The 26705-nt window shown below is 37.6% G+C and carries 28 protein-coding genes; 25 read left to right on the plus strand and 3 right to left on the minus strand.

Translation table 11 applies throughout. The features are described from left to right. Positions 1-9 precede the first annotated feature (9 nt). The 6 genes from yidC to lepB all read left to right on the plus strand — a co-directional run bounded on the left by yidC (position 10) and on the right by lepB (position 6469). A complete protein-coding gene (gene yidC / locus ACOMC3_RS09185) occupies positions 10-1824 on the plus strand; it encodes a membrane protein insertase YidC (protein ID WP_420319249.1) in 1815 nt (604 codons plus the stop codon). 157 nt (positions 1825-1981) lie between these two features. Then, positions 1982-2758 carry a ParA family protein gene (locus ACOMC3_RS09190; protein ID WP_420319250.1) on the plus strand — a complete coding sequence of 259 codons (777 nt, stop codon included), beginning with the start codon at positions 1982-1984 and terminating at the stop codon, positions 2756-2758. Positions 2759-2765: 7 nt separating this feature from the next. Continuing rightward, a complete protein-coding gene (locus tag ACOMC3_RS09195) occupies positions 2766-3659 on the plus strand; it encodes a ParB/RepB/Spo0J family partition protein (protein WP_420319251.1) in 894 nt (297 codons plus the stop codon). 55 nt (positions 3660-3714) lie between these two features. Then, positions 3715-4296, plus strand: a complete 582-nt coding sequence (locus ACOMC3_RS09200) for a DUF5683 domain-containing protein (RefSeq protein ID WP_420319252.1) — start codon at positions 3715-3717, stop codon at positions 4294-4296. Between the two features lie 3 nt (positions 4297-4299). Beyond that, positions 4300-5010 carry a 4-hydroxy-tetrahydrodipicolinate reductase gene (dapB, locus tag ACOMC3_RS09205; protein WP_420319253.1) on the plus strand — a complete coding sequence of 237 codons (711 nt, stop codon included), beginning with the start codon at positions 4300-4302 and terminating at the stop codon, positions 5008-5010. 4 nt (positions 5011-5014) lie between these two features. Further along, positions 5015-6469, plus strand: coding sequence for a signal peptidase I (gene lepB / locus ACOMC3_RS09210; protein ID WP_420319254.1), 1455 nt, complete (start codon positions 5015-5017; stop codon positions 6467-6469). Positions 6470-6609: 140 nt separating this feature from the next. Here the strand turns inward: lepB and ACOMC3_RS09215 are convergent, their stop codons facing one another. Together ACOMC3_RS09215 and ung are read right to left on the minus strand one after the other, a co-directional pair. Further along, positions 6610-8082, minus strand: coding sequence for a S41 family peptidase (locus tag ACOMC3_RS09215; RefSeq protein ID WP_420319255.1), 1473 nt, complete (start codon positions 8080-8082; stop codon positions 6610-6612). Positions 8083-8156: 74 nt separating this feature from the next. Beyond that, complete coding sequence (ung, locus tag ACOMC3_RS09220) at positions 8157-8819, minus strand: uracil-DNA glycosylase (RefSeq protein ID WP_420319256.1); 663 nt, start codon at positions 8817-8819, stop codon at positions 8157-8159. A gap of 63 nt (positions 8820-8882) precedes the next feature. On the opposite strand from ung, the gene apaG reads away from it, so the two are divergent. The 19 genes from apaG to ACOMC3_RS09315 all read left to right on the plus strand — a co-directional run bounded on the left by apaG (position 8883) and on the right by ACOMC3_RS09315 (position 26377). Next, on the plus strand, positions 8883-9269 hold the full coding sequence (gene apaG / locus ACOMC3_RS09225; protein WP_420319257.1) for a Co2+/Mg2+ efflux protein ApaG: 387 nt from the start codon (positions 8883-8885) through the stop codon (positions 9267-9269). Between the two features lie 6 nt (positions 9270-9275). Next, positions 9276-10046 carry a hypothetical protein gene (locus tag ACOMC3_RS09230; RefSeq protein WP_420319258.1) on the plus strand — a complete coding sequence of 257 codons (771 nt, stop codon included), beginning with the start codon at positions 9276-9278 and terminating at the stop codon, positions 10044-10046. A 45-nt stretch (positions 10047-10091) separates the two neighbouring features. After that, the gene (locus tag ACOMC3_RS09235) at positions 10092-11021 is read left to right on the plus strand and encodes a coiled-coil domain-containing protein (protein ID WP_420319259.1); all 930 of its coding nucleotides are present in this window, start codon (positions 10092-10094) and stop codon (positions 11019-11021) included. 138 nt (positions 11022-11159) lie between these two features. Next, on the plus strand, positions 11160-11522 hold the full coding sequence (gene rpsF, locus ACOMC3_RS09240; RefSeq protein ID WP_420319260.1) for a 30S ribosomal protein S6: 363 nt from the start codon (positions 11160-11162) through the stop codon (positions 11520-11522). Then, a complete protein-coding gene (gene rpsR, locus ACOMC3_RS09245; protein WP_420319261.1) occupies positions 11519-11770 on the plus strand; it encodes a 30S ribosomal protein S18 in 252 nt (83 codons plus the stop codon). The genes rpsF and rpsR overlap by 4 nt, the downstream gene beginning before the upstream one ends. An 8-nt stretch (positions 11771-11778) precedes the next feature. Further along, the gene (gene rplI, locus ACOMC3_RS09250) at positions 11779-12222 is read left to right on the plus strand and encodes a 50S ribosomal protein L9 (protein WP_420319262.1); all 444 of its coding nucleotides are present in this window, start codon (positions 11779-11781) and stop codon (positions 12220-12222) included. Positions 12223-12298: 76 nt separating this feature from the next. After that, a complete protein-coding gene (locus tag ACOMC3_RS09255; RefSeq protein WP_420319263.1) occupies positions 12299-13228 on the plus strand; it encodes an endonuclease/exonuclease/phosphatase family protein in 930 nt (309 codons plus the stop codon). A 30-nt stretch (positions 13229-13258) separates the two neighbouring features. Then, positions 13259-14212, plus strand: coding sequence for a GSCFA domain-containing protein (locus ACOMC3_RS09260; RefSeq protein ID WP_420319264.1), 954 nt, complete (start codon positions 13259-13261; stop codon positions 14210-14212). After that, a complete protein-coding gene (locus ACOMC3_RS09265; protein ID WP_420319265.1) occupies positions 14209-16290 on the plus strand; it encodes a thioredoxin domain-containing protein in 2082 nt (693 codons plus the stop codon). Before ACOMC3_RS09260 ends, ACOMC3_RS09265 begins: the two co-directional genes overlap by 4 nt. Positions 16291-16434: 144 nt before the next feature. Further along, a complete protein-coding gene (locus tag ACOMC3_RS09270) occupies positions 16435-16821 on the plus strand; it encodes a response regulator (protein ID WP_420319266.1) in 387 nt (128 codons plus the stop codon). 26 nt (positions 16822-16847) lie between these two features. Continuing rightward, positions 16848-18425 carry a hypothetical protein gene (locus tag ACOMC3_RS09275; protein ID WP_420319267.1) on the plus strand — a complete coding sequence of 526 codons (1578 nt, stop codon included), beginning with the start codon at positions 16848-16850 and terminating at the stop codon, positions 18423-18425. 12 nt (positions 18426-18437) lie between these two features. Beyond that, positions 18438-19409 carry a two-component regulator propeller domain-containing protein gene (locus tag ACOMC3_RS09280; RefSeq protein ID WP_420319310.1) on the plus strand — a complete coding sequence of 324 codons (972 nt, stop codon included), beginning with the start codon at positions 18438-18440 and terminating at the stop codon, positions 19407-19409. Positions 19410-19512: 103 nt separating this feature from the next. Beyond that, entirely contained in the window at positions 19513-21990 is a 2478-nt protein-coding gene (priA, locus tag ACOMC3_RS09285; protein WP_420319268.1) for a replication restart helicase PriA, read from the plus strand. 11 nt (positions 21991-22001) lie between these two features. Further along, the gene (locus ACOMC3_RS09290) at positions 22002-22619 is read left to right on the plus strand and encodes a hypothetical protein (protein WP_420319269.1); all 618 of its coding nucleotides are present in this window, start codon (positions 22002-22004) and stop codon (positions 22617-22619) included. Further along, the gene (locus ACOMC3_RS09295; RefSeq protein ID WP_420319270.1) at positions 22591-23244 is read left to right on the plus strand and encodes a DUF6048 family protein; all 654 of its coding nucleotides are present in this window, start codon (positions 22591-22593) and stop codon (positions 23242-23244) included. The genes ACOMC3_RS09290 and ACOMC3_RS09295 overlap by 29 nt, the downstream gene beginning before the upstream one ends. Positions 23245-23350: 106 nt before the next feature. Continuing rightward, positions 23351-23788: a YybH family protein gene (locus ACOMC3_RS09300; RefSeq protein WP_420319271.1), complete on the plus strand. Its 438-nt coding sequence runs from the start codon at positions 23351-23353 to the stop codon at positions 23786-23788. A 113-nt stretch (positions 23789-23901) separates the two neighbouring features. Next, entirely contained in the window at positions 23902-24435 is a 534-nt protein-coding gene (locus ACOMC3_RS09305; RefSeq protein WP_420319272.1) for an NADPH-dependent FMN reductase, read from the plus strand. 68 nt (positions 24436-24503) lie between these two features. Next, positions 24504-24935, plus strand: coding sequence for an SRPBCC family protein (locus ACOMC3_RS09310; protein ID WP_420319273.1), 432 nt, complete (start codon positions 24504-24506; stop codon positions 24933-24935). Between the two features lie 374 nt (positions 24936-25309). Continuing rightward, a complete protein-coding gene (locus ACOMC3_RS09315) occupies positions 25310-26377 on the plus strand; it encodes a sensor histidine kinase (RefSeq protein WP_420319274.1) in 1068 nt (355 codons plus the stop codon). A 54-nt stretch (positions 26378-26431) separates the two neighbouring features. Here the strand turns inward: ACOMC3_RS09315 and ACOMC3_RS09320 are convergent, their stop codons facing one another. Next, positions 26432-26680 (minus strand): DUF6899 family protein, encoded by a 249-nt coding sequence (locus ACOMC3_RS09320; RefSeq protein ID WP_420319275.1) that lies wholly within the window; start codon positions 26678-26680, stop codon positions 26432-26434. Positions 26681-26705 lie beyond the last annotated feature (25 nt).

A 26705-nucleotide genomic window follows, 5' to 3' on the forward strand; every position in this document is an offset into this window, starting at 1 on the left:
TCAAAATAAATGGACAGAAATCAATTTATAGGACTAATCCTAATGTTCGCTTTATTGGCGGTTTACTTTACATGGTTTGCACCTGAACCTCCCATTGAGGAGTTATCTACTCAAGAGGAGCCAGTTTCCGAAACTATTGAAGAAGCAGCGCCTGTAGACAGTACTTTTATTCTTCCGACGATACCAGATTCAATTCAGGCCTCATTAATCACACAGCAATTTGGAGCTTTCGCATTTGCTGCAGATGGAGGAGAAACTGAAAAAACGATTGAAAATGAGGAGATTCTCATTTCATTTTCCAATAAAGGTGGACGAATTAAAGAAGTTATTCTTAAAAATCATAAGGATTACTTAGGCAACCCTTTGGTTTTGGTAGATGGATCAAAATCCAGATCAGAGATGATGATAGATCACAATGGCAAAATGATCAATCTTTCAGACCTCTCTTTTGTACCGACAATCAAAACCTTTGGTGACACTACTCAAATATCGTATGTGCTTTCCAACGGAAGTTTCTCGATCATTCAAAAATATTTACTTCCACCTTCAGGATTCCAGGTTGCATACAGTGTTGAGTCAAAAAACCTAAACACAGTACTGAATCCATCAGACATACAATTCAATTGGAATCACGCCATTAACAGGGCTGAAAATAATCTTGAAGATGGCAGGTATAATAGCAACGTTCGCTATCTACTTGCAAATGAAGATTATGATGAATTAGCTGAAAGATCTACTGATTTTGAAGATGAAACATTAGATAGTCAGATCAAATGGGTGTCTTTTAAACAAAAGTTCTTCACCGCTGGAATTATAGCTAACGAAGCTTTCAAATCAGGATATGTAAGTCAGACTGTCGATTTTGGTGATACCACTTCGGTAAAAAACCTTTCCATGCAATTGCTGATACCTTACTCAGATTTTGCAAGCAATTTTAAAGCGAAGTATTTCTTTGGGCCAAATAACTACAGAGTACTTAAGAAAGTAGCTCCAGACTTTGAAGAAAACTTAGACATGGGTTGGGGTCCCCTACCTTTAGTCAACAAGTATTTAATCATTCCAATATTCCATTTTCTGGAAAGATTCATCTCCAATTACGGGATTATTATTTTACTGATCGTAATTGTTATACGACTAATTCTTGCTCCGCTTACATGGAAATCTCATATGTCTATGGCAAAGATGAGAGCCATGAAGCCTGAGCTTGATGAAATTAAAGCGAAGCATGATGGCGACATGCAAAAAGCTCAGAAAGAGCAAATGAAATTATATCAGCAAGTAGGCATTAATCCAGTGAGTGGATGTATCCCTATGTTGCTCCAAATGCCAATTTTGTTCTCATTGTTTTTCTTCTTCCCGAATGCTGTAGAATTAAGACAACAAGCATTCTTGTGGGCTCATGATTTATCAACCTATGACAGTGTGATAAATCTTCCGTTTGAAATACCTTTCTATGGTGATCACGTGAGTTTGTTTACGCTTCTGATGACACTCTCTACTATCTTGTATACCTGGAGTAATAGTCAGATTACCACTGTTCAGGGTCCTATGAAAACGCTACAGTACATGATGCCTATCATGTTCCTGTTTGTCTTGAACAGCTATGCATCCGGTCTTACTTTTTATTACTTTGTTTCCAATATGGTGACTTTCGGACAGACCGTCATTTTTAGAAAAATTATCGATGAAGATAAGATTCACGCTTTGCTTCAGGAGAACAAGAAAAAGAATGCCAATAAGAAGAAGTCTAAATTCCAAACTCGACTGGAAGATGCCATGAAGGCTAGCCAGGAAGCACAAAAGAACAAGAAAAAGAAAAAATAAGATTGTTGATAACCACACTAAAAACCTTGGTTCAGCGTAAATGAATCAAGGTTTTTCTTTTTTACACAAGTTATTCACAACATGATTATCTTGAGAGTAGGTTGGATATATTTGTGTTCTTTATACTACCTAAAATCACATCTCAAAAGAAAATTATATGGGTAAGATCATTTCTATTGCAAATCAAAAAGGAGGAGTTGGTAAGACTACATCAGCCATTAATCTCGCTGCAAGTCTAGCTGCACTTGAATTCAAAACACTAATTGTAGATGCTGATCCCCAGGCAAACGCAACATCGGGTGTTGGGATTGATCCTAAAAACGTAGAAGTGAGTATTTATGAATGCATGGTCGATGGAGCCAGCGCAAAAGAGAGCATCGTTGAAACCCAAATTAAATTTTTAGACCTTATACCCTCTCACATTGATTTGGTAGGTGCTGAAGTGGAAATGGTGAATATTGAAGAGCGTGAAGAAAAAATGAAGCAAGCACTCGTTGAAGTTAGAGACGAATATGACTTCATAATTATAGACTGCTCCCCATCACTGGGTCTTATTACCATTAATGCATTAACCGCGTCTGATTCTGTCATAGTACCAGTGCAGTGCGAATACTTTGCCTTAGAGGGATTAGGTAAGCTTTTGAATACCATAAAGATTATTCAGACACGATTGAATCCAGATCTGGAAATTGAAGGAATACTTTTAACCATGTATGATGTAAGACTTAATCTTGCAAACCAGGTAGTTGAAGAAGTGAAGATGCACTTTGAAACATTGGTATTTGAAACCATGATTCCAAGAAATATAAAATTGAGTGAATCTCCAGGGTTTGGTATGCCAGCAATCACCCATGATGCAGATAGCAAAGGATCTATCAGCTATCTTAATCTGGCCAAAGAAATATTAGTAAGAAACGAAGTAAAAGCAGCCTGAAGAGAACATGGCAGAGAGTAAATTCAAGAAGAGATCCGGTTTAGGAAGAGGACTTGGTGCCCTTCTGGAGGATTCAGGAGAGAAGGAAAAAATCAGCGGATCGGGAGCCACTCCCAAAGGAGCTATTAGTGAGATTGAAATCTCAAAAATAGAAACCAACCCATGGCAACCTCGAACAGAATTTGATGAAGATGCTTTAAATGATTTAGCTGAATCTATTAAAGTTCAAGGCATTATTCAACCAATTACCGTTCGAGCACTTAGCGAGAAGGAATTTCAGCTCATCTCAGGTGAAAGACGTCTTCAGGCATGCAAAAAGGCAGGGTTAAAAACCATTCCTGCATATATACGAATCGCCGATGACCAGCAAATGCTGGAAATGGCACTCATAGAAAACATTCAACGTGAGAACTTAAATGCAATAGAGATTGCATTGAGTTATCAACGACTCTTGGCAGAGTGCAACTTGAAGCAAGAAGAGCTTGGTGACCGTGTTGGTAAAAACAGAAGTACGGTCACCAATTATCTTCGACTTTTGAAATTACCACCTGATATACAAGTTGCTCTACGGGATGGAAGGCTAAGTATGGGACATGCCAGAGCACTCATTTCTGTTGATGAAGTGTCGCTTCAGCTTGACATCTTCAATCAGATCATTAAAAATGATCTGTCTGTACGTAAAGTTGAAGAACTGGTTAGATCAAAGGGTAAAAAGGAGGAGAAAACTGAAAAGCAAACTTCTCAAGCTGATCCGGAAATCAAGAAATTACAAAGTAAGCTTTCAAGTCATTTCGGTTCAAAGATTGCCATCAAATCTAATGGTCAGGATAAAGGAGAAATTAAAATACCATACACTTCAACTGAAGATTTAAATAGAATTCTGGATATTCTGGATATTTAAACCAAATCTTCACGATTTTCGGATTTTAGGCGCGAACTTTGTAACGCAATTTCCGATGATGAAAAAACTGCTTTTTGTTTTTGCTTTCACCTTGCATTTAGGATGCGTAATCGCTCAGGATAGACCAACCCTAATAGAGGATTCAACTTTCATACAATCAACCGATGATGTTGACCTGTTTGAAGAAGTATCTGAACTTGATCCTGAACGTGCAGCTCTGCTTTCAGCTATTTTTCCAGGAATGGGCCAGGTTTACAATAAGCAATATTGGAAGGTTCCGCTTGTATTTACTGGCATCATCACCTTCGGTCACTTCATTAATTACAATAACAAAGTCTATCATGGATTGCGAAATGCTGCCTTACTTTCTGCTAAAGGTCAGCCTAACCCCTATCAAAATATAATTAGTACAGAAAGTACACTTGTAAGAAATAGAGATACTTTTCGAAGGAATCGAGATCTACTTATTATAGTTGGGTCCGTGTTCTATTTACTTCAAATTGTGGATGCCCATGTATCTGCCCATCTGGATGAATTCAAAGTAAATGATCGACTTGCTTTAGGAATTGAACCTTCAATTCAATCAACTCCATTATTTTCGCAGGCTGTCGGAGTTTCATTTGTTTTGAAATTTTAGTTTATGAAAATTGCATTGATTGGTTATGGAAAAATGGGGAAAGCCATTGAACAGCTTGCATTGCAATCCGGACACTCCATAATTGCAATTATCAAATCACAGCAAGACCTTAATTTAATTTCAGATTCAAATGTTGATATAGCGATTGAGTTCACTCAACCAGAATCAGCTGTTGAAAACATAACATACTGTCTTAATGCTGGAATCCCAGTCATATCCGGAACAACCGGGTGGAACAATGATCTCGGTAAGATTCAAGATCTGTGTAATAAGAAAAACGGTACTTTCTTGTATGCTTCAAATTTCAGTGTGGGTGTCAATCTTTTCTTCGAAATGAACAAATGGCTGGCGCATAAAATGGCTCATTTAGCATTTACACCTGCCCTAAAAGAAATCCATCATACCGAAAAGAAGGATAGTCCCAGTGGGACGGCAATCACTCTGGCAGAAGGTATTATTTCATCAAAGCCATCTATAAGTAGCTGGATAAATGAGCAATCTACCGACCATAAAAAACTTGGAATAGTTTCGGAAAGAATTCCAAACGTACCCGGGACTCATACCGTAAGCTATTCATCTCCTTTAGAATCCATTGAAATCACCCATACAGCACATGATAGAAATGTTTTTGCTGAAGGCGTAATAAAAGTGGCTGAATGGATACATACGAAAAAAGGAATTTTTACAATGTCTGACTTTATAAACGATAACTAGTTATATGTACTTTCATGATTTTAATCCTGTCTTTGTAATTACGTTCATCATTCTATGGTACGTCTTACAGGGAACTGCCTACTATAAGTTTTTTGAAAAGGCAGGCAAAGAGGGCTGGAAAGGATTTGTGCCATTACTGAATTATTACATACACCTGGAATTGGTAGGAAGACCTAAATGGTGGGTAGTCCTTCTTTTTGTACCTGTCATTAATTTTTTCGTGGGTTTGACCATGCATTTAGACTTAATGAAGTCGTATGGAAAGTATACATACCTTGATCAGGTTCTTGGGGTGGTCTTCGCTCCTATTTATATGAATTATATAGCTTGGATAGACACCACTTACTTAGGTAAGGCTACAGAGATGCCAAAGCCTAAAAAGTCATTTGGGAAAGAATGGTTTGAGGCAATCGTATTCGCAGTATTCTGTGCCACTTTCGTTCGTTGGATTTTCATGGAAGCGTATGTAATCCCAACCGGATCAATGGAACGATCACTATTAGTAGGAGATTTTCTTTTTGTCAGTAAAGCAGAATATGGTCCAAGGACACCTCAAACCCCACTACAAGTCCCACTAACTCATCAAACCATCTGGGGTACAGAAATCCCATCTTATATACCAGGAGTTGCATTACCTAGTCTCAGGCTGCCATCATTTGGTGAAGTAGAAAGAAACGATGTTGTTGTTTTCAACTATCCCGTAAATGACCATTACAATCAGCGTAAGGGTGGTGAATATCATCCCATGGATTTGAAAACGCATTACATTAAGCGATGTGTTGCAATTGCAGGAGAAACCCTAGAAATAAAGGCCACTCAGATTTTTGTCAATGGAGAACAGCAAGAGAATCCACCACTGATGCAGCATGAATACTTTGTTCGCACGAATGAATCCATTCGTGAACGAATTTTTGAGAACCTGAATATCAATCCATACAATAGTGTGACAAGATATCCGGAAGGTTATTCGGTTTTAATGCCAGCTTCTGTTGCAGCTGAGTTTGAAAAACTACCATTTGTGGAAAGTGTAACACTTCAGTTAATTCCTGAAGACAGATCTGAACAAAACATTTTTCCAGATGCCCGGTATTTTCCTTGGAACAGAGACTTTTTTGGACCACTTACTGTACCGGCAAGAGGAATGTCCATCGAAGTTAATGAGGAAAATTTGGCGATGTATGGAACAACCATATCTAACTATGAAGGGCATGAAAGCGTAGAAATTGATATTGATAAGCTCAAAATCAATGGAGAAGAAGTTACAGAATATACCTTCAATAAAGATTATTACTTCATGATGGGTGATAACCGACATGCTTCTGATGACTCGAGGTATTGGGGTTTTGTACCAGAAGATAATATTGTAGGAGAAGCCTCATTCATTTGGATGTCTTACAACACCAATGGAAGTTTCATTAACAAGATTAGATGGAGCAGACTATTCGATGGAATTGAATAGTCAGGAAATCCAGCGAACCAGAAAAAACAATCCAATGAAAAAGCCTGTACCGAGGGCTAAGAAGAAAAATAAAGCAAGGCACCCAGGAATGAGTGCCTTTTTTTCTTCGTCGGATTTATAGAAGTGCTCTAAATGGTGGCTCATTCAGCTAAGAATATATTTTCTCTCACGATCTGGGGTATTTCATGATCGATTAAAATGGTTTGTTTAATATCACTCATTGGTGATCGATGACTAAATACCTCCATTCTACTATCCGTAACTCTATTTATTCGAGCAACACCAGAAATAATGGCAAGTGCCTCAGCCAATAATGGTTCAGAAGGATCGCCAAGGGGCATAAAATCACCTAAAAAATTCTTTTCGTCAATGACAATATTCGGTTCCAAACCATTGATGTAATCTGTAAAGCCCTCTGAATTAGCAAGCTGGCTAATGATAGGTTGAATCGCGTATTTATGATTGGGATTTAATGAGCCTGATTTTCGGTAATCTTCAGAATCATATAATGTAGTAGATCCCACATTCTTCCCTACAGTTGTAGTCCCGATCAAGGTTACATCCATATACGGTAGTAAACCAGCAATTACAAACTCAGATGCAGATGCACTGCTTCCACTTGTAAGTATGAATACTCGATTTACATCTAAGCGATTCATTGGGTAAGATGAAGTCTGGACATTATCATCAAGAACAGGAACTTCTTCCAAAAAAGTTAAATCGGCATTTAACCCTGCATTGGCTAGCGTTTGATTATAAACAATTGTTCCTAATAGATCATTCTCAGTGGCCGCACCGTAAATCATAGAGGCTAATATTCTGGAAGTAGTTAAGGAGCCACCCCCATTGTACCTAAGATCAAGGACTAAATCAGAAACTCCGGCTGCCTTAAATTCTCCGAATACATTATTTAATTGTTCATGATAGTCATTGTTATTAATGAATTGATTATACATTAAATAGGCCACTTTTTGTCCCTCTGTGTCAAGCACATCGGACTTCAAAATTGGATTTTCAACCAATTGTATTGCTGTTAAGGTGACCTGCTCGTCCGTCTGAGAGATTGTACTCCCCTCGATATCTGCTAACGTGATTGTGTAGCTTTCACTTTCAAAGAGAATAGAAATGTAGTTATTAATATCCAGCTTCGTTCCGTTGACATGAGTGAACAAATCACCTCTTTTTAAACCGGCACCTTCTGCTGGTCCCCCCGGGACAATATATTTGATATATCCAATCAAATCATCGCTTCCACTTTGCGTCCTCAACAAACCCAAATCATAACCAAAGGATTTCGATACCCCTTGAAATGTGGCTTCCAGCTCATCAAAATCATCCACAATCCATGAAAATCGATCTTGTTCTACCAAGAGATCATCAAAAAGTACTTCCGGATCGGAATACTCATTCAGGAAAGTATATAAAGCATTATATGTTGGATATTCTTCATTTGAAAGATCTTCTACTTCATCTACCCAATAATAGAAATCTCTCATTGCAAACCAGATGAATTCATTCACCTCATTTTCAAGATTAACACTTATTCCATCATCCTTTCTACACCCAACAATTACGCTTAAAATCATTATAAGCGCTAATATTCTCAATTTCATCAATTTCATTTTAGTAAATCTCTATCATCGTCATTCGCCTTGACAAGGATATATTGATATTATATCTAACAAAATTACCAATTTATAGGTCTAAGACCCTTAGAAACCAAGTATTGGTTGGTTTGAGAAAAGTGTTTGCATCCAAAAAATCCTGAATGGGCAGAAAATGGGGATGGATGTGGAGCTTTTAGTATTAAATGTCTAGCAGAATCCACAATGGATCCTTTCTTTTGAGCATATGCGCCCCACAACATAAATACAACATTCTCCTTCTTTTTGGAAACCACCTGTAAAACGGCATCTGTAAATTGCTCCCATCCCTTATTCTGATGCGAGCCTGCCTTCCTTGCTTCTACAGTAAGTGTTGCATTTAATAAAAGTACCCCTTGATCTGCCCATCTTTCTAGATTTCCGCTCTCAGGAGAATCTATTCCAAGATCACCCTTAATCTCTTTGAAGATATTTTGAAGTGATGGTGGATGCCGTATACCATCAGCAACTGAAAAACACAATCCGTTTGCTTGACCAGGTCCATGATAAGGATCTTGCCCAACAATAACCACTTTCACATCTCCTAATGGGCAGTGGTTAAAGGCATTAAAAATCTGAGATCCTGGAGGAAATATTTGCTTGGTTTTATACTCTGTCTTAACAAATGAAACAAGATTTTGAAAGTACTCCTTTTCAAATTCAGCGTTTAAAGGCTGCATCCAACTGTCATCAATTTTTACATTCATGCGAATATCTTATTCCTGAGTTGGTAAATTAAATTGAAATTCTATTAAATTGTCCGCCAGGAAATGATTACTGGAGTAACCAAAGGGATCAAAGTTTCAGTTGAAACAAATTATCAGCCAGAGCACTCTCAGCCGGCTAATGAACATTTCGTGTTTACCTACCGAATCACCATAGAAAACAATTCCAATAATACTGTTCAACTTAAAGCACGTCACTGGGACATTATAGATGCTGCTCACCCCAAACATGAAGTGGATGGAGACGGTGTAGTAGGAAAACAACCCATATTAGAGCCTGGGGAGATTCATCAATACGTATCAGGATGCAATCTCAGGTCTGGGATTGGTAAAATGAAAGGACATTATATCATGGAAAAAATTGTGGATGGACGACTATTTAACGTTGAGATTCCTGAGTTTTTGATGGTCGTTCCTTTCAAACTCAACTAGTCCTTCTTGAATATCATTTGGTTTAGACTGAAAAATTATCTTGCCTACAAGATTAATGCGGTAGGTCCTCATTCTTTACACTCTCCTTTCGTATTTGAGCTGTACTATAAAGCCATAAAACCGGCTAATAATTTCAGACTTCCTAAACTTGAGGAGCTCAGGAAAGAGTTAATCAATAGTGATAAAATCATTGACTTGTATGATTTAAAATCAAAATCTAATTATCGAAAACCTATTGGTGCGATAGCAAAAACATCACTAAGCTCTCCAAAATTTTCAGCCTTTCTAAATAGACTGATTGATCACTTAGAAATTGTAAGAGCCCTGGAAACAGGGACCTCTCTCGGAATAAATGCGCTTTATATGGCAGGTACAGAAAGTATTAAAAAGCTTGTCACAATTGAGGCTTCTCCAATTTTGGCAACTATTGCAAGAAAGCAGTTCACTGAAGTTTTCCAACATAAAATCAAGTTAAAAGAAGGTACTATACAGGATACTTTCGAAGCTGAGGTGATAAGTCTTGATCCTGAATTGTGCTTCATTGATGCCGATCATCGGTCTACAGAAGTGAAGAAGTGTATAAACGTTTTGATTGAAAAAGCCCCGAGCATTAAATGCATTATCATTCATGACATCTATTGGTCTGAAGACATGAATAAAGAGTGGACTCAGATTGTTAACGATAAAAGATTTTCCCTATCCATAGATATTTTTCAAGCTGGGATCATATTCCCAAACCTTGAAATGCCAAAACAGCACTTTAAACTTCGTTTTTAAAACAGCATTGATTTCATACTTTTGCGGCATAATTCAACAATAAGTATGGAAGAGCAAAAACCATCAGAACAACCAGATTACTTAAAACCTAAGAAAAATCGAACGCCAGTATTTATCGTAATAACTTTCTTGTTATTAGCTGCTATCGTCTTTTTCTATTATCAGAATCAGCAATTAGAAGAAGAAAGAGCTCGTCAGCAGCAAGAAATATCTGCTACTTATCTCAAGTTAGACTCTGTTGCAAATGAATTAGAGGTCAGAATCCAAGCCATAAAAGAGCTTGGTGGAGAGATTGACACACTTGAGACATTGAAAGCGCAATTAGAAGCAGATAAAAAACAATTGCTTGTAGATGCCAAATATCAGAGAGATAGAATTTCAAGACTGAACAATAGAGTTGATGGGTATAAAGAACTTCTTCTTATCAAAGACGAAGAAATTGAACAACTCAAGGTGCTCAATGAGCAGCTTTCTGAAGAAAACACTACACTAAAGGTTGAAAAGAATCAGCTAAACCAAACAGTTCAGCAACTGGAAAAGAACAAAGAAGAATTAGCTAGCAAGGTAGCTTTTGCTTCTCGGCTTCAGATTCAGGGAATGCAAATAATCGCAATCAATGATCGCGGTAAGGAAAGAGTTGATAGTGAATACAGAAATCGACACATTGATAAATTAAAAATCCAATTTACAGTTGTTGAAAATGAAATTGCTCCTATCGAAGGGAAGGAGTTGCTGTTGAGAGTAATCGCTCCAGATGGCAATGTCCTCTTTGATGTAACACGAGGCTCTGGCTCATTTACGTTCGAAAATAGAGAGATGTTCTACACTGCTAAGCAAGAAATTCTTTATGACCGGAACAACCAATTAGTTTCCTTCCTCTATGATAAAGGTTCTGAGTATGCTATCGGTCAACATAAAGTTGAGGTTTACACAGACGATTATCTGATGGGTAGTGGCAGTTTCATGGTGAAGTGATCCAGTCTACATTCACCATGCTTTTAGACCACAGACAAATAGCTAACTAAAGTTTGAATAACTCCCTTGTCTGTTACTCAAGATTGCTTAATTTTGCACCTCATTTTTAAAACATTAGTTCTTAAATTATTTTAAACTATGAAGAATTACGAGACGGTATTCATTTTGACTCCCGTTTTGTCTGAAGCTCAGATGAAGGATACTGTCGGAAAATTCAAAAAAGTTCTAATTGATAACGGCGCAGAGCTTGTTAACGAAGAGAACTGGGGATTACGCAAACTTGCCTACCCTATTCAGCACAAAACCACAGGGTTTTATCAGCTGTTTGAATTCCGATCAGAGCCTGAATTAATTGCTAAGCTAGAGACAGAATACAGGAGAGACGAAGCGGTGATGAGATTCCTTACCACCACATTAGACAAGCACGCTGTTATTTATAACGAGCGTAGAAAGAAAGGCGAATTCAATAAGAAGGAAAACAAGAAGGAGGTAGCCAAATGACATTACAAAACGAACCAATAAACAGAGAGCAGAAGAAAGAGAAGTACTGCCGATTCAAAAAGAACGGTATCAAGTACATCGATTACAAAGATCCTGACTTCTTGCTAAAGTTTGTGAACGAGCAAGGTAAGATCCTTCCTCGAAGATTAACCGGTACTAGCTTAAAGTATCAGAGAAAAGTGGCGCAGGCGATCAAAAGATCAAGACATCTTGCGTTGATGCCATATGTTGGAGATTCACTTAAATAAGTACTGACATGGAAGTAATACTAAGAGAAGACATACAAGGACTTGGTTACAAAAACGATACTGTTGATGTAAAGCCAGGTTATGGCAGAAACTACCTCATTCCAAGAGGCATGGCGATTATTGCTAGCACTTCTAACAAGAAGATGATCGAAGAAAATATTCGTCAAGCTGCTCATAAAGCTGAAAAAGCGAAAAAAGATGCTGAAGAAATTGCTAATAAAATTGGTGAATTGACTTTAGAAATTAAAACGAAAGCTGGAGAGAAAGGTAAAATTTTCGGAGCAATCACTCCTATTCAGGTTTCAGAGGCTTTAGCAGCCCAAGGACATGAAGTGGATAGAAAGAGAGTTTCTTTTGAGCAAAAGATTAAGGAACTAGGTGAGTACACTGCAGTTCTTGACCTGCACAAAGAAGTTCACCACCCTATCACCATCAAAGTGGTAGCTGACTAATCATTTAATTCTTAGATATATTTTTAAACCCTGTTTCCGGATTTCGGATTCAGGGTTTTTTATTGAAATTTACACAATGAAAAAATGCATTTACCTAATCAGTTTGCTCCTTGTATTTGCCTGTGATGATGGGAGTGATTCAACCGTAATTCCCGATGAAAAGGAGGAAGTAGAACCAATCACCTATTCCATTACTTGTGCTGATGAGTCATTCTCCGCAGGTGCAATACAATGCAGCCCGGAGCTATCTCCTGATCAACTTGATGTGGTGACCTGGAATATTGAAAATTTTCCTATGCAATCAAATTCTGTGGGGGTGGTTGCAGACATTATTAGAAATTTGGACGCAGACATTTATGCTATCCAGGAAATAGATGAGATCGATGCATTTAATCTTTTAGTTTCAAGTTTAGATGCCTATGATGGAATTGCCTATGATGTACGCGGCGGAATTGAATTAGGATATATTTATAAAAGTTCGGAAATCACTTCTTTTGGGACACCTGTAGAATTATTCGATGGTCAAACAAGTCCCTTTCCTCGCGAGCCAGTAGAAGTAGATATCACTCATTCGAATGGTCTCCAGGTTAAACTCATAAACATTCATTTAAAATGCTGCGATGGTTCGGAAGATAGAAGAACTGATGCTAGCGTAAAACTACAGGCTTACATCGATGATAATTATAGTGAAGATGAGGTTATTATTCTTGGTGATTGGAATGAGACATTTGAAGCTGGATCCTCATTTACCAATTTTTTAGAAGACTTTGATAACTACATTTTTGCTGATATGCCCATATCAATGGGTTCAGGAGAAGATTACAGTTATCCTTGCACAGGTGCTTCCTATTGCCCAAGTCATATCGATCATATTCTTATCACCAATGAATTATGTGATAACCTTACCGCATCAAATACCACACGACTTGATGATTGCATCGAAAATTATCTGTCTCAGGTTTCGGATCACAGACCTGTCATGATTAGCTTGAAAGCTGACAATTAATTCTAATACCTTTGAGAAAACTTGTATCCATTGTTCAAGCTCTCATTCGATATCCCAGAATCCAAGCATAAGATTAGCCTGAGTGATCCCATATTACTGATTGGGTCGTGTTTTTCGGACGAGATTGGTTTAAAACTGAGTGAATCAAAATTCAATACTCTTTGCAATCCATTTGGAACGATATATAATCCACACTCCATATTTAAACTGCTAAGTAATCTCTCTAAAAGTAATAATGTAGTTGAGAGTCAAGGTGTCCAATATCATTGGGATACCCATGGGAAAATTTCAGGGTTGAATCCGCAAGAAACCATCGATCTCTTTGAGAAAATTAATAATGAAACTCAAAACTTCTTAATGCAGACCAACTGGCTTTTCATCACTTTAGGTACTGCAATTGTATATGAAAGAATGAATGGGGACATAGTTGCAAATTGCCATAAAGTACCGGGTGGTGAGTTTAGGAAAAGGTTTCTAAACCAGGATGAAATTAAAAGGCAATTTTCCACACTTCACACTTATCTTGAAAAGATAAATCCAAGACTTAACATCGTTTTTACAGTAAGTCCTGTAAGACATATACGCGATGGGCTCATTGAGAATAACCAAAGTAAAGCCATCCTTATTGACTCCATTCGCTCTATAACGGAGAACTATCCAAACACCACCTATTTTCCTTCCTACGAAATAGCAATGGATGAGCTGAGGGATTATAGATTTTTTCAAGAAGACAGAATTCATCCGACTAATGAGGCAATAGATTATGTATGGAATCGATTTATTGAGGCTTACCTTGATAAAGAGGCAATAGGCATCATTGAGGAATGGTCCAAATTAAAAGCGGCTCTTCATCACCGTCCATTCCAACCGCAATCCACTGCTCACCAGACATTTCTAAAGTCTACATTGAAGAAAATGGAAGAGTTGAATGAAAAAGTAGATTTAAGTGTTGAAATGAATCAATTGAAGCAGCAAATTCAATGAGATTTCAAATCATACTTATTATAATTTTATCTGTAGCCTGCCAATCACAAAGTCAAACTGAAATGCACGAATACACCAATAATCTCATACATTCCACCAGCCCCTATCTTCAACAACATGCTCACAATCCAGTGAATTGGCAAGAATGGAATCAGGAATCTTTGGATCAAGCAATAAAGGAAGACAAACCGATATTAGTTAGCATCGGTTATTCAAGCTGCCACTGGTGCCATGTGATGGAGAAAGAATCATTTGAGGATACTGCGGTAGCTAATATCATGAATGAGTATTTCATCAACATCAAAGTTGACCGAGAAGAGCGACCGGATGTCGATCAAGTGTATATGGATGCCGTTCATGCCATGGGTCTGCAGGGTGGCTGGCCTCTTAATGTATTTCTAACTCCTGATCAAAAGCCTTTTTATGGAGGCACTTACTTTCCTAAACAAGGTTGGATCAACTTATTGAATAGTATCAATCAGGCATTTGAAAATAATCGGGATAAGATCAATGAATCAGCCGATGCATTTACTCAAAACCTTCAAGCCAAGGAATCTGAGAAGTATAAGTTAGAAGGAGATGATCATACCCTTTCGAAAGAAGAAATTGATACGGTTTTTAAAGTTTTAGAAAAGAAGTTTGATAGAATTGATGGTGGCGTTAAAAAGTCACCCAAGTTTCCAATGCCATCCGTATGGCAATTTTTGGCCACTTATTACCATCGAACTAAAAATGAAGATGCACTCAAGCACCTCGAATTTACCTTAGAGAAAATAGCTGATGGTGGAATTTTTGATCACATAGGTGGTGGATTTGCCAGATACAGTACAGATGAGGAATGGCATGTCCCCCATTTCGAAAAAATGCTTTATGACAATGGGCAACTTCTAAGCCTCTATGCAAATGGATATAAGCTCACAAAAAATCAAAAGTTTGAGCGGACAATCCTGGAAACTACTGAATGGTTAGCGCGTGAGATGCTGGATAATTCTGGAGGATTCTACTCCGCTTTGGATGCCGATAGTGAAGGTGAGGAGGGAAAATTCTATGTGTGGACATATGAAGAAATTCAAAGCTTAGCGGAAGGTGATTCTGACATGATTATTGAATATTATGATGTTCAACCAGGGGGAAACTGGGAAGGTAAGAATGCCCTTAGAGTAGTTAAAGGTGAAGAGAAGCTTGCTAAGAAATATAACATGTCGAAAGATGAATTCTTGAAGCGAGTAAAGGCCTTTAAACAAAAGGCATTGACGGAGCGTGAAAGGAGAGTCCGACCAGGGCTAGACGATAAAATCATTGCAGGATGGAATGGACTCACGCTATCAGGGTTATCTGATGCATATCAGGCATTGCAGGATTCCTCTATTCTTGAATTAGCTAATAAAAATGCTTTCTTTATTAAAAGTCTTATAAAAGATGGCAAACTCCTACGATTTCCAAATAAGGACATGGAAGGCTTTATGGAGGACTATGCAGCAGTTATTCAGGGATTTATCAAATATTATGAGACCACACTTGACCAGAAATACCTGGAACTTGCAAAAATCTTAATTGAACGAACAGAAGAAGCCTTCTTTGATGAAAGTGAGAACCTTTACTTCTTCTCCAGCAACAATGAAGCAAACCTTATAGCACGCAAGAAAGAGTTGTTTGATAATGTAATACCTTCCTCCAATTCAATAATGGCATGGAATCTGGTTCACCTGGGTACCCACCTTTATGACGATCGTTTGATTGAAAAAGGAAAATCGATGCTTGGGCAGGTTAAAAACCTTATGATTGCTGAACCAGAATACATGAGTAATTGGGGGCAACTGGCAATGGAAGTCTCAGGAAGATTCGCAGAGGTTATCATTATTGGGCCAAAAGCATCTGAGTTTGTAAACAAAATCAATCAATCATTTATCCCATCTAAGATTGTTTCTGGAAGCCATACAGAATCCAGTCATCCCCCTTTCAATCACAAGAAATCTTTACAAGATGGGACAACAATTTATGTCTGTTATAACAAATCTTGTAAACAACCCACCAACCTTTTAGAGGAGGCAATAAAGGAGCTCAAATCACTCAATTAATTAAGCCTTTAAAAAAGGCTGTTCGTAGAACAATCAGCAATTGCCATCGATACATTGTGAGTTTATATTTTTTTCACCTTAAATTCATAATCCCATGATGCAATTTTTTCTGAATACTGTTTTGTAATTAAATACAATTGAAGGATGAGTGATTTAAAAATTCTACTTATTGATGATGATCCATCTATAAATTATTTGAATAAACTCGTCATTAAAAAAGCAGATATTCAGGCTGTAGTATGTGATCGAACTCAAGCTTCAGAAGCATTGGCTCAACTATCTGGAGGTGAAATATCTCCAAACCTTATCCTTCTAGATATTAATATGCCAATAATGAATGGATGGGAATTTGTAGCTAAATATGAACAACTACCTCAACAATCAAGAACAAGCAAAATTATCATCCTCAGCTCTTCCATTAACCCAGCGGATAAAGAAAAAGCATCCAGTTCACAAGTAATCTCGGACTTTTATAGTAAACCACTATCAATTAAGGATGTTAAGCAAATTCGCGAGTTAATTAGTAACTGAAGTCAGTTGGTATATTATCTTGTGGTGTGATTTTTAATAAGTTATTATTGGTTTTTGCTTTGAGTATGGCTTGCGCATCTCATGCTGTTTCCCAATACTTCCCATCAAAACAATACATGACTGGTGATGGTATGCCTAGCAATAGTGTTTTTGATATTGCTCAACATCCATCAGGAATGATGTGGTTTGTTACAAAGTCTGGTCCCACATATTTTGATGCTAAGAAATGGTACTCATTTCCTGATTCACTCAATCTCCCTTCCTCCTCTAACTCAAAAATCATTTCACTTGATAGCATCATATGGGTTGCAGGCTTTAATAAAACAGCTTTTACCATTCAATATTATAAAAGTGATTGGAAATCCATAGAGATTCCCTATTCTACTAATTTACTAAACAGGCATTTTTCCTTTGCGGTAATCAATTCTGATTCAGGGTATAACATTGTCCTGGGTGCTGAAAATCAACTCTTCATCTACAATACCACCAGTCATGAGTGGAATAAGATGGACCTTGAATTCACAATCAATGGCATAAAAATCATTGATAAAAAGTGCTACATATTATCATCCGATGGCTTGTGGTTATTAAATATTGGGATGAAGGATATAGAAAAAGTATCATTGCCATATGAAGAGCTCCCTTCCACTGTCTTACTATCGCTCGCCATTACTGATAATAAGCTGTTGTTACTTGGTTTCAATTGGTACGCTGAAATCAGAGATGGAGAAGTAGAATTCTTACTGAATGATGTTGGACTTACCAATTCGTCATTAACTAATCAAAGCAGTCTAACAATTGATAAAAGTGGACGTGTCTTTTTTGGATCTGCCACTCCCGCCAGAACGATAGATTATGAAAGTAAGACTTGGAATGACCTTCTGATAAAAGGTGAAAGCCTAAATATTGGTAGTACACGGATATTTTGTGATCGTGAAAACAATATTTGGGTAAGTGATTCCAGAGGTTTGTTTAAGTTCAACATTCTTCAGTTTCAGAATTACAACAAATCATCTGGTCTGGCATATGATGAAGTTTCAGCTATTCTTCAGCTTCAAAATGGCAATATTGTTTTAGCAAACCCATTAGACTTCAATATCCTCTCAAATGGTATCCTCTCCAATTACAGCTATCAAGAAGAAAAAACGCTAATATTTCGAATTCTAGCAATGGATGAAGACAAGGATAAGAATCTGCTCTATATGGCCACCAATGATAAAGGGCTCCTTGTTTATGAAATAGGAAATTATGATAAACCAATAAGAGAGTTCTCCGGAGACGAACTTAAGATTACATCAGTAAAAGTATATCGCGATACAGTATTCGTTGCTAGTAATAGTGGATTATACTATCTGATCAATAATGATATTGTCAAGTTTAATTCAAATTCGCGAATTCGAAATATATGCCTGCTTGGAACCAAGCTGGCATTCCTTTCTAATTCAGAGGGTATTTTTATTTATGACGGAACCAATTTCAATCAATATACTTCTCTAAATTTTGACCTGGCCAGCGTGTATCAGGCAGCCATCTACAAAGGTGACACCCTGCTTGCAACAAGAGACGGAATTGGGATAATAAAGGACAAAGAAATTCAACCATAGACTAAGCTCAATATTCGAACTCCCGTGTACGGTATCCTGGTTGATCGAGACAATAGATTATGGATCGGAGGAGATAATGGGATCTATCTGTTTGATGGAAATAAGCTTGATCACTATAACCTCGATGAGGGACTATCAGGAAATGAAATAAACAGAAATGCTTTGATTGAGGACTCAGATGGTCAAATTTGGATTGGCACAGAGAAAGGTGTTTCCGTTTTTAAAGATAATAATGAGTCGGTTCAAGAATTAAATTTGAATGTTGACATCACTGAAGTGTGGGTGAATCAAAACCAAAAAGTCAATTCCTCCAAAAAAATAACTTTGCCATTTGATCAAAACAATCTCCGCATTGTTTTTCAATGCCTATCATATGTCGATGAGGGAAAAATAAATTTCCGATATAGTCTCAATCCAGCAGGCAATAGTTGGATTCAAAAAAACGACGCATCAAATGATATCATTTTCAGCAATCTTGAATCCGGTAAATATACGTTTGCTATACAAGCACGATTTGGTAATGGAGAATGGGGTCCTATTACCTCTTTTGATGTAAGTATTAAGAAGCCATTCTATTTTGAGTGGTGGTTCATCATTCTAGCAACCGTTCTACTTGCAATTATTGCAAGAGTCATTTTCTATTTTAGATATCTGTATCTCATCAGAAAGCAGAAAAGACTTAAAGATGAAGTTCTTGCCAGAACCAAAGAAATCACACTGCTCAATCAACAACTGGAAAATAAAGTTCAAGAAAGAACGATAGAATTACAAGATAAAAACCAACGCCTCGAGGAGTCTGCCTTTGTAAATGCTCATCATTTAAGAGGCCCACTTACTAAAATGATGAGTGCTCTTCATTTGCTTGACATAACAGATGAAATAAAAGTTGATGATGCCACGATCCAAATACTCAAAGAATCAGTTAAAGAGTTAGATGAGGTTATTTACTCCATCAATGATATTTTGAAGGAAAATGAAGCTTAAGACATTATCACTCAGTTGTCACCCGTAACAACCTATTTTAACATTTCTTCCATAAATGGATCTGATTTGTAATTTATTTAATCGAAAATGGTAGCTTCGAAAAATGGTCAGTGATGGCAATCCATACTGTGAAATAATACTCCCCTTACCTCTTTCTGGTACGTTTACTTACTTCATTTCTCCAGCGGATCGAAATCATATTTTCCCCGGTTCAAGAGTTGTTGTTTCATTTGGTAAGAAAAAAATATATACCGGAATTGTATTACAAATTCACAATCACACACCTGAAGAATATCGACCAAAGGAGGTTCTGGAGATATTGGATGAACAACCAATTGTTAATGATCAACAGTTGAAGTTTTTTCAATGGATGAGTCGATACTACATGTGCTCGTTAGGAGAAGTGATCAATGCAGCATTGCCAGCTGCTCTTAAGCTTTCAAGTGAATCCTTTGTAGGTATTAATCCTGAAATTGATGTTAATAGTGAAGACCTGGAAGATCGCGAATGGCAGCTTCTTAAAGCACTGAAGACCAATGATCTAACAATGAAAGATGTAAGTGAAGTGCTTGGTCTGAAACAGCCACAAAAAGTTCTGAAAAAGCTATCTGAAGGTGGGCTTATTGATCTCTTTGAAAAAGTAAAAGATAAGTACCAACCAAAAAAAGTTAAGCGTCTTCGAATCTCAGAAGTCTATTTAGACGATGGAATGCTGGAAGGCCTCATCAATGAATTAGAATCGAAACCAAAACAGCAAGATGTATTGCTTGCCTACTTGAGAGAAATCCCAGTTCTAGATAGTCCTGAAAGTAATGTTCGAGGAATTACAAAATCCAGTTTGATCACTCAGAATATTAGTGCTTCCTCAGTAAAGACGCTAATCAAAAATAATGTACTCATCGAATGGGAAGAGATCGTTTCACGACTACCATCTGATACATCAAAAATTCAGGGTAAAGTATCCCTGAGCCAGGTCCAGGAATCAACCAAACGAGCAATAATACAATCATTCGAAACACACAATGCTGTACTACTTCACGGAGTGACCGGAAGTGGCAAGACTGAGATCTTTATTGAGCTCATTAAGGAACAGCTTGAAACCGACAAACAGGTTCTTTATCTCCTACCCGAAATTGCGCTTACCACTCAGATCATTGCTCGCCTCCACAAAATATTTGGTGACTCCTTTGGAGTCTATCACTCCCGGTATTCAGACAATGAACGAGTAGAAGTATGGAAGAAAGTATTGAACAATGAATTTAGGTTTGTAGTGGGTGTTCGTAGCGCAGTGTTTCTTCCTTTTTCAAACCTGGGTTTGATCATTGTGGACGAAGAACATGAACCATCTTATAAGCAATTTGAGCCCGCTCCTCGGTACCATGCTCGAGATGCAGCGATATACCTTTCAACTGTCCATCATGCAAACACCTTACTTGGTACTGCAACCCCAGCTTTGGAAACCTATCAAAACGCATTGGATGACAAATATGGACTTGTTGAGCTAACCTCCAGATACGGGGAGGCTTACCATCCAAAAATGGAGTTTGCTAATGTTAATCGAGAACGAAAACAAAGAAAGCTTAAAGGAAATTTCACTTCTACATTGCTTGAAGCAATTCAAGAATCACTTGACAAAAAAGAGCAAGTCATTCTGTTTCAAAACCGAAGAGGCTATGCCTCCTATATTACCTGTGACAATTGCAGCACAATACCCAAGTGCCCTAATTGTTCAGTCAGTTTGACCTATCATCAATATAACAATAAGCTGGTGTGCCACTATTGTGGTTATAATCAAAGCATGTACAGTGACTGTCTGTCATGTGGAAGTAAAGAACTGAGAAATGTGGGTTTTGGTACAGAAGAGTTGGAAGAAGAAATTAAGCTTATGTTTCCACAAGCCATCGTTCAACGAATGGATTTAGATACCACAAGAAGTAAATATGGTTATCAGAGAATCATCGAAGAATTTGAAGATGGCGACATTGACATTTTGGTTGGAACCCAAATGGTAAGTAAAGGTCTGGATTTTGATAGAGTTAATCTAGTTGGAATATTCGATACCGATCGAATGATCCACTTTCCGGATTTTAGGTCTCATGAGAGAGCATATAATTTAATAACACAAGTAAGTGGCAGAGCTGGAAGAAAATCAAAAGATGGAAAAGTGATTGTTCAAACCAATGATCCAGATCAGGAATTATTGCAACGCGTGAGAAATGGTGATTACCTATCTTTCTTTCAATGGGAAATCAACGAACGAGAAAGGTTCTATTATCCTCCATTTACCCGAATCATTCAAACAACCTTTAAGCATCGTGAAAAAGTGGTTTCATTTCAGGCAGCCAGTTATTTTGCAAAAGAAGTAAGGAATCATTTGGGCAACCAGCGAATGATCGGCCCGGTAGAGCCTATCATTGGAAAAATCCGCAACATGTATCTTCATGAAGTCACATTGAAAATTGAAAAGCAAGGCATTAACTTGCCGGCTGTTAAAGAGTACCTACGCTCTGTTGAGATGATGATGAAACAGATGCCTGCATTTAAAAGTGTTGGCGTGGTATTTGACGTAGATCCAGTTTAGAGGCGAACCAAGTGAAACAACTACTAAGTATTTCTATCATTTTCTTTTTAATTATCTCATGTGACCCTTGTGATGATTGTACCTCAGTAGTCTTTGAACCAAATGTTACAATGATTTTTATTAATCAGGATAGCATTACAACTCTTGATTCACTACTAATGGTTAACGGGAATCAATCAGATGTAATTGATTCTTTATTGCAAGAAATTGACGTTAGTGAAACCGACCAAATTGACAGCTTAAACGAATTGCAATCAGCAATTGATAGTACAAGTGCTGTTTATGCGTCCACCAAATCAACAATCAATTCTGGATTGTTATTAGTTAAAAGGATTGAAATATTAGGTTCTCCTTATGACTCAATTTATACAGATAGCGCCACCACATGGAAAGTACCTCTTGCCTATGATAAATCCTTTACTCAGTATGAAGTTTCCATTGATGATTTTTCAGAGATTATTGAATTTGATTTTGACAATATTCAGCGCATTGATGAGTTCCGAAATGTATTGGTTAGAGCGGAAAATATACGAGTAATTGAAAAAAGCTATACACGCATTGATTCGGTGAAATCAAATTGCGATGAAAACTGTACAGACGATGAAGCGATATTTACTTTTTATTTCTAGTCTGATTATTCTTTCAGGCTACTGTCTTGGTCAGTCTGATGAAACAGATTCTACTATGTACACTCGTACATTGGTGCCTTCACTTTATCTGGATTATGGCAAGATTCTAACTATTCCGGTATCCTTTGAAACTAAATATGAAGGTGGCTTAGAGCTTTTGTTTTTGGAAAAGTTTCCATTGATAGTAGAAATAGGCCAAGCTACTTTATCTCCTGAAGGAGCTTATGCAAATGGGACCTACGAAAGTGAAGGTGTCTATTATAGGATAGGTGCTGGAATCGTCAATCAGTTTAAGCCCAAAAACAAAATTGGTTTTAGCCTTAGATACGCTTCATCTTCTTTCAATGAATCTGGAAGAATCTTCATTGAGAGCCCAAGTGGAGCACAGGAAAATTACGTTCAGAATATCAAGAGGGAGAATCTGACAGCCACATGGTTTGAAGCTGTTCTGTATTCTGACAGAAAACTCTCCGATCTGTTCAGTATTGGACTTAATCTTAGATTAAGAGTTCTTGCTAATTATGATGAACAGGAAGAAATAGATGTGTTCGCAATCCCGGGTTACGGCAGAACATTTGACAAGACCATTCCTGCCGCAAATTTGTTTTTGAAAGTCTCCTTCTAATTTAGACTGGCTGCAAAATATACAGTCAGAGTTTTTCCAACTGATTGGAATATCCATGTCTTCATTTAATTTTATTACTGCTTAATATTCTAATCAGATTAAAAAAATGAGATTTTCAATAATAGTACTGATTCTAATGATCTCTTTTATGGGATGTAGTACATCTCAGGATGAAGTCGAAATGTGGAAGAAAGAAATATCAGAAACTGAAAAAGCTTTCTGTGAAATGGCGCGAACAAAAGGGATTCCAGTTGCCTTTGAATTTTACGCAGATGAAGCAGGGGTCATAAAACGAGGGAAAAATGTCATAAAAGGAAAAGAAGCAATTAGGGCGTGGTATGAAGAAGATACAAAAGCCGGAGATACGTTAGCATGGGTTCCAACCTTCATCGATGTAAGCGCCTCAGGTGATCTTGGCTATACGTACGGTGACTATCGATTTACCTATCTGGATAGTTTGGGCAATCAAAAAGAAAGTGCCGGCATTTTTCATACAGTATGGAAGAAGCAAGAAGATGGCAGCTGGAGATTTGTGTGGGACTAATCTCTAATTCATAGGAGTTCCCTTCTTTCGGCACTAGACACAATGAACCATCCAGAGAAATAGGAAGTTTTACTCACTAAATCATAAAATCTTATAACCAAGTCCAATGTTATATGAAACAAATTGTCGCATTCGCAGGAAGTAGCAGTAAGCAGTCTATCAACAAGCAACTGGCCACCTTTACAGCTCAAGCTTTAAAGAATGTGAAAGTGAATATCCTTGATTTAAATGATTTTGAAGTACCATTGTTCAGTGTAGATTTAGAGCAGTCTTCAGGCATCCCGGATATGGCCCATGCTTTTAAAAAGCACTTAGACGAAGCTGATGCCATCGTTTTATCACTGGCTGAACACAACGGAAGCTTTGCTGCAGCATACAAAAATCTCTATGATTGGGTCTCTCGAATAGACAAAAGCGTCTTTCAGCACAAGCCATTGTTTTTACTTGCTACATCCCCCGGCGGACGAGGGGCGAAAACCGTTTTGGAGCATGCCATCACGATTTACGGGCATGCCAATAAAGCACCGCTCGTGACATTTTCTTTGCCTTCTTTTCATCAAAACTTTGATCCTGAAAAAGGTATACGAGATGAAGAGCTGCGCTCAGCCTATGAAGAGTGTGTAAAGAAGTTTAGTCAGCACCTGTAATGATTAGTATTTTGTATGCGCCTACAGATTCATTACCTTCATAGGCATTATTTCCAAAACCCGTGCCAATGAAATACACCGTTTCCAACACCATTAATCGACCCCTTTCTGTTGTTGCTGCAAAGTTTATGGAGCCGGATGGTGCTTTGGAGTGGATGGAAGGACTTGAAAAAATAGAGCGCTTGTCTGATAATCCCTACAAAGTGGGAGCTAAGAGTAGGTTTCATAGCAAGCATAAAAATAAGACGTTTGTGATCGATGAAACGATCCTGGAGCAAAACATGCCTAATCAAATCAAGTTTGGTTTTACCAGCTCTATGGGCTACAATGAGGTGGAAATGGTTTTTGAAGCGATCGATGAGAACTCGACTAAGCAAATCAATCACAGCTACTTTCAGCTGCAAGGATTTATGAAACTACTAGGACCACTAATGAAGGGCATGTTCAAAAAGCAATCCATGAAGTACCTGGACGGGTTTAAAGCGTATGCGGAAAAGTAAGAACTCCAACACTAATTTCTTTTGTGGGTTAGTTTAAAAAATTACTTCAGATTGAACTTAGCCAGTTCCTTCTGATGCTGAATCATCTCTATTGACTAAGATTTTGGTGATCCATTGAAATAGTATTTCACACTCTTTCTGACTTTAATTTCCTAAGCCTTATCTTTAATTGAATTCATCCTTAGTATCTAACCTTTATTAAGGTAAGTGCATTCGGAGATCTTGGATATACCTACGGTGCTATACGTTTACTTCCTGGAAAGTCTGGGCAATCAAAAAGAAAGCACTGCCATATTTCATAGGGTTTGGAAAAGACAGGCGAGCGTTGAATTGAGATATGTCTGAGACTAATAACCTACATCACTGAAATAGCTATGGAAAAACGTATTCTTGAATTACTTGGTGATGCGATCCTCGTGGTTGATAAGCAAGGTAAAGTTGTAGATATCAATAACAGTGTGACCAATCTTTTTGGATATTCAAAGAAAGAACTCCTTGGGCAAGGATTTGATATTTTGATGCCTCCTAGGTTTAGAAAAAATCACGGTTCTTATTTTGAAGGATATCAGCAGAACCCGGAAACCAGATCCATGGGTAGAACGCATGAACGCAATTTCATTGCAGTAGACAAAAAGGGCCGAGAATTTTATGTGGGGATATCTTTAACCTATGATCAATCAAAAGATAATACCCTCTATATCGCTGTTATCCGAGACATATCTCCGCTCGTAGATCTTAAAAATAAACTTCAGCAGACCAATGAAACTCTGGAGGCCAAAAACAAGGAGCTCGAGCAACTTGCATATATCATGTCTCACGATTTAAAAGCACCAACTTCCGCAAGTCGACAGCTCATTGAGTATATAGAAGAAAACCATCTGCAGGAGCTAAGCGAGCCAGTTGCACAATACATTGAAATGCTTAAAGATCGAAACATAAAAATGGCTGATTTGATCGACGGCATTTTAAGCTATGCAATGGCAGGAAAAGTCACACAGGATGTTGAGGAGATCAACTTATCTGACCTTATTGAGGAGGTGTCCAAAACCCTGAATATTCCGGAAGAATTCAGGATTATCAGCCAGGTGGAAGGCATCAATTTCATGGGGCAAAAGACCCAGCTTTTTCAGGTCATGTCAAATTTGATTGGTAATGCGATTAAATATCATGATAAGGAGCATGGAACCATTGAAATAAGTGCCCTTCAAACCTTAGATGAAGTAGAAATAAAGGTGAAAGATGATGGACCTGGCATACCCAAAGAATACCATCAGACTGTATTTGAAATGTTTGGAACAGCAAATTTGAAGCAAAGAGCTGATAGTACGGGAATAGGTTTAGCCATCGTAAAAAAGATTGTCGAGCAAAATGGTGGGGTCATAAAATTAAACCCTGATTTTAAAACAGGAACAGAGTTTATATTCACGGTTAAAACCATGTAAGTGTTAAAACTCTGAATGAATTAACCCTATTTGAAATTCACTGATAGTCTACATTTAAACATCCCCGTTTTCCTGAATTTTCTCATCTTCATAAGGGGCTAAGATCCTTCGTTCTATCTCAGTAGCACATTGATTTAGCTCCCCAATGAAATTTTTGTAGTTGTTGTAAGACGGACTCACATGTCGTTTGCAAAAGGCATAAAGAAGGTAATTAAGATCACCATTTGCAGTGATACCAGCTTCTTGCATTTGCTGCACGATCTTATCAAGCCTTGCTCTGTCTTCTTGTTTTATATATGGCATATGAATTTTTACCTAAAATAAAAAA

The sequence above is a fragment of the Ekhidna sp. genome (assembly GCF_965212185.1).
In the GTDB taxonomy this organism is placed as follows: Bacteria; Bacteroidota; Bacteroidia; order Cytophagales; family Cyclobacteriaceae; genus Ekhidna.

Coding starts and splice junctions, on each gene's coding strand:
- ACOMC3_RS09200 (WP_420319252.1), top strand. CDS start 3,715: ATGATGAAAAAACTGCTTTTTGTTTTTGCTTTCACCTTGCATTTAGGA.
- ACOMC3_RS09310 (WP_420319273.1), top strand. CDS start 24,504: ATGAAATACACCGTTTCCAACACCATTAATCGACCCCTTTCTGTTGTT.
- ACOMC3_RS09255 (WP_420319263.1), top strand. CDS start 12,299: ATGAAAAAATGCATTTACCTAATCAGTTTGCTCCTTGTATTTGCCTGT.
- ACOMC3_RS09195 (WP_420319251.1), top strand. CDS start 2,766: ATGGCAGAGAGTAAATTCAAGAAGAGATCCGGTTTAGGAAGAGGACTT.
- ACOMC3_RS09215 (WP_420319255.1), bottom strand. CDS start 8,082: ATGAAATTGAGAATATTAGCGCTTATAATGATTTTAAGCGTAATTGTT.
- rpsF (WP_420319260.1), top strand. CDS start 11,160: ATGAAGAATTACGAGACGGTATTCATTTTGACTCCCGTTTTGTCTGAA.
- apaG (WP_420319257.1), top strand. CDS start 8,883: ATGATTACTGGAGTAACCAAAGGGATCAAAGTTTCAGTTGAAACAAAT.
- ACOMC3_RS09295 (WP_420319270.1), top strand. CDS start 22,591: ATGAAGCGATATTTACTTTTTATTTCTAGTCTGATTATTCTTTCAGGC.
- ACOMC3_RS09270 (WP_420319266.1), top strand. CDS start 16,435: ATGAGTGATTTAAAAATTCTACTTATTGATGATGATCCATCTATAAAT.
- rplI (WP_420319262.1), top strand. CDS start 11,779: ATGGAAGTAATACTAAGAGAAGACATACAAGGACTTGGTTACAAAAAC.
- yidC (WP_420319249.1), top strand. CDS start 10: ATGGACAGAAATCAATTTATAGGACTAATCCTAATGTTCGCTTTATTG.
- ung (WP_420319256.1), bottom strand. CDS start 8,819: ATGAATGTAAAAATTGATGACAGTTGGATGCAGCCTTTAAACGCTGAA.
- lepB (WP_420319254.1), top strand. CDS start 5,015: ATGTACTTTCATGATTTTAATCCTGTCTTTGTAATTACGTTCATCATT.
- ACOMC3_RS09300 (WP_420319271.1), top strand. CDS start 23,351: ATGAGATTTTCAATAATAGTACTGATTCTAATGATCTCTTTTATGGGA.
- dapB (WP_420319253.1), top strand. CDS start 4,300: ATGAAAATTGCATTGATTGGTTATGGAAAAATGGGGAAAGCCATTGAA.
- priA (WP_420319268.1), top strand. CDS start 19,513: ATGGTCAGTGATGGCAATCCATACTGTGAAATAATACTCCCCTTACCT.
- ACOMC3_RS09265 (WP_420319265.1), top strand. CDS start 14,209: ATGAGATTTCAAATCATACTTATTATAATTTTATCTGTAGCCTGCCAA.
- ACOMC3_RS09320 (WP_420319275.1), bottom strand. CDS start 26,680: ATGCCATATATAAAACAAGAAGACAGAGCAAGGCTTGATAAGATCGTG.
- ACOMC3_RS09315 (WP_420319274.1), top strand. CDS start 25,310: ATGGAAAAACGTATTCTTGAATTACTTGGTGATGCGATCCTCGTGGTT.
- ACOMC3_RS09190 (WP_420319250.1), top strand. CDS start 1,982: ATGGGTAAGATCATTTCTATTGCAAATCAAAAAGGAGGAGTTGGTAAG.
- ACOMC3_RS09305 (WP_420319272.1), top strand. CDS start 23,902: ATGAAACAAATTGTCGCATTCGCAGGAAGTAGCAGTAAGCAGTCTATC.
- rpsR (WP_420319261.1), top strand. CDS start 11,519: ATGACATTACAAAACGAACCAATAAACAGAGAGCAGAAGAAAGAGAAG.
- ACOMC3_RS09235 (WP_420319259.1), top strand. CDS start 10,092: ATGGAAGAGCAAAAACCATCAGAACAACCAGATTACTTAAAACCTAAG.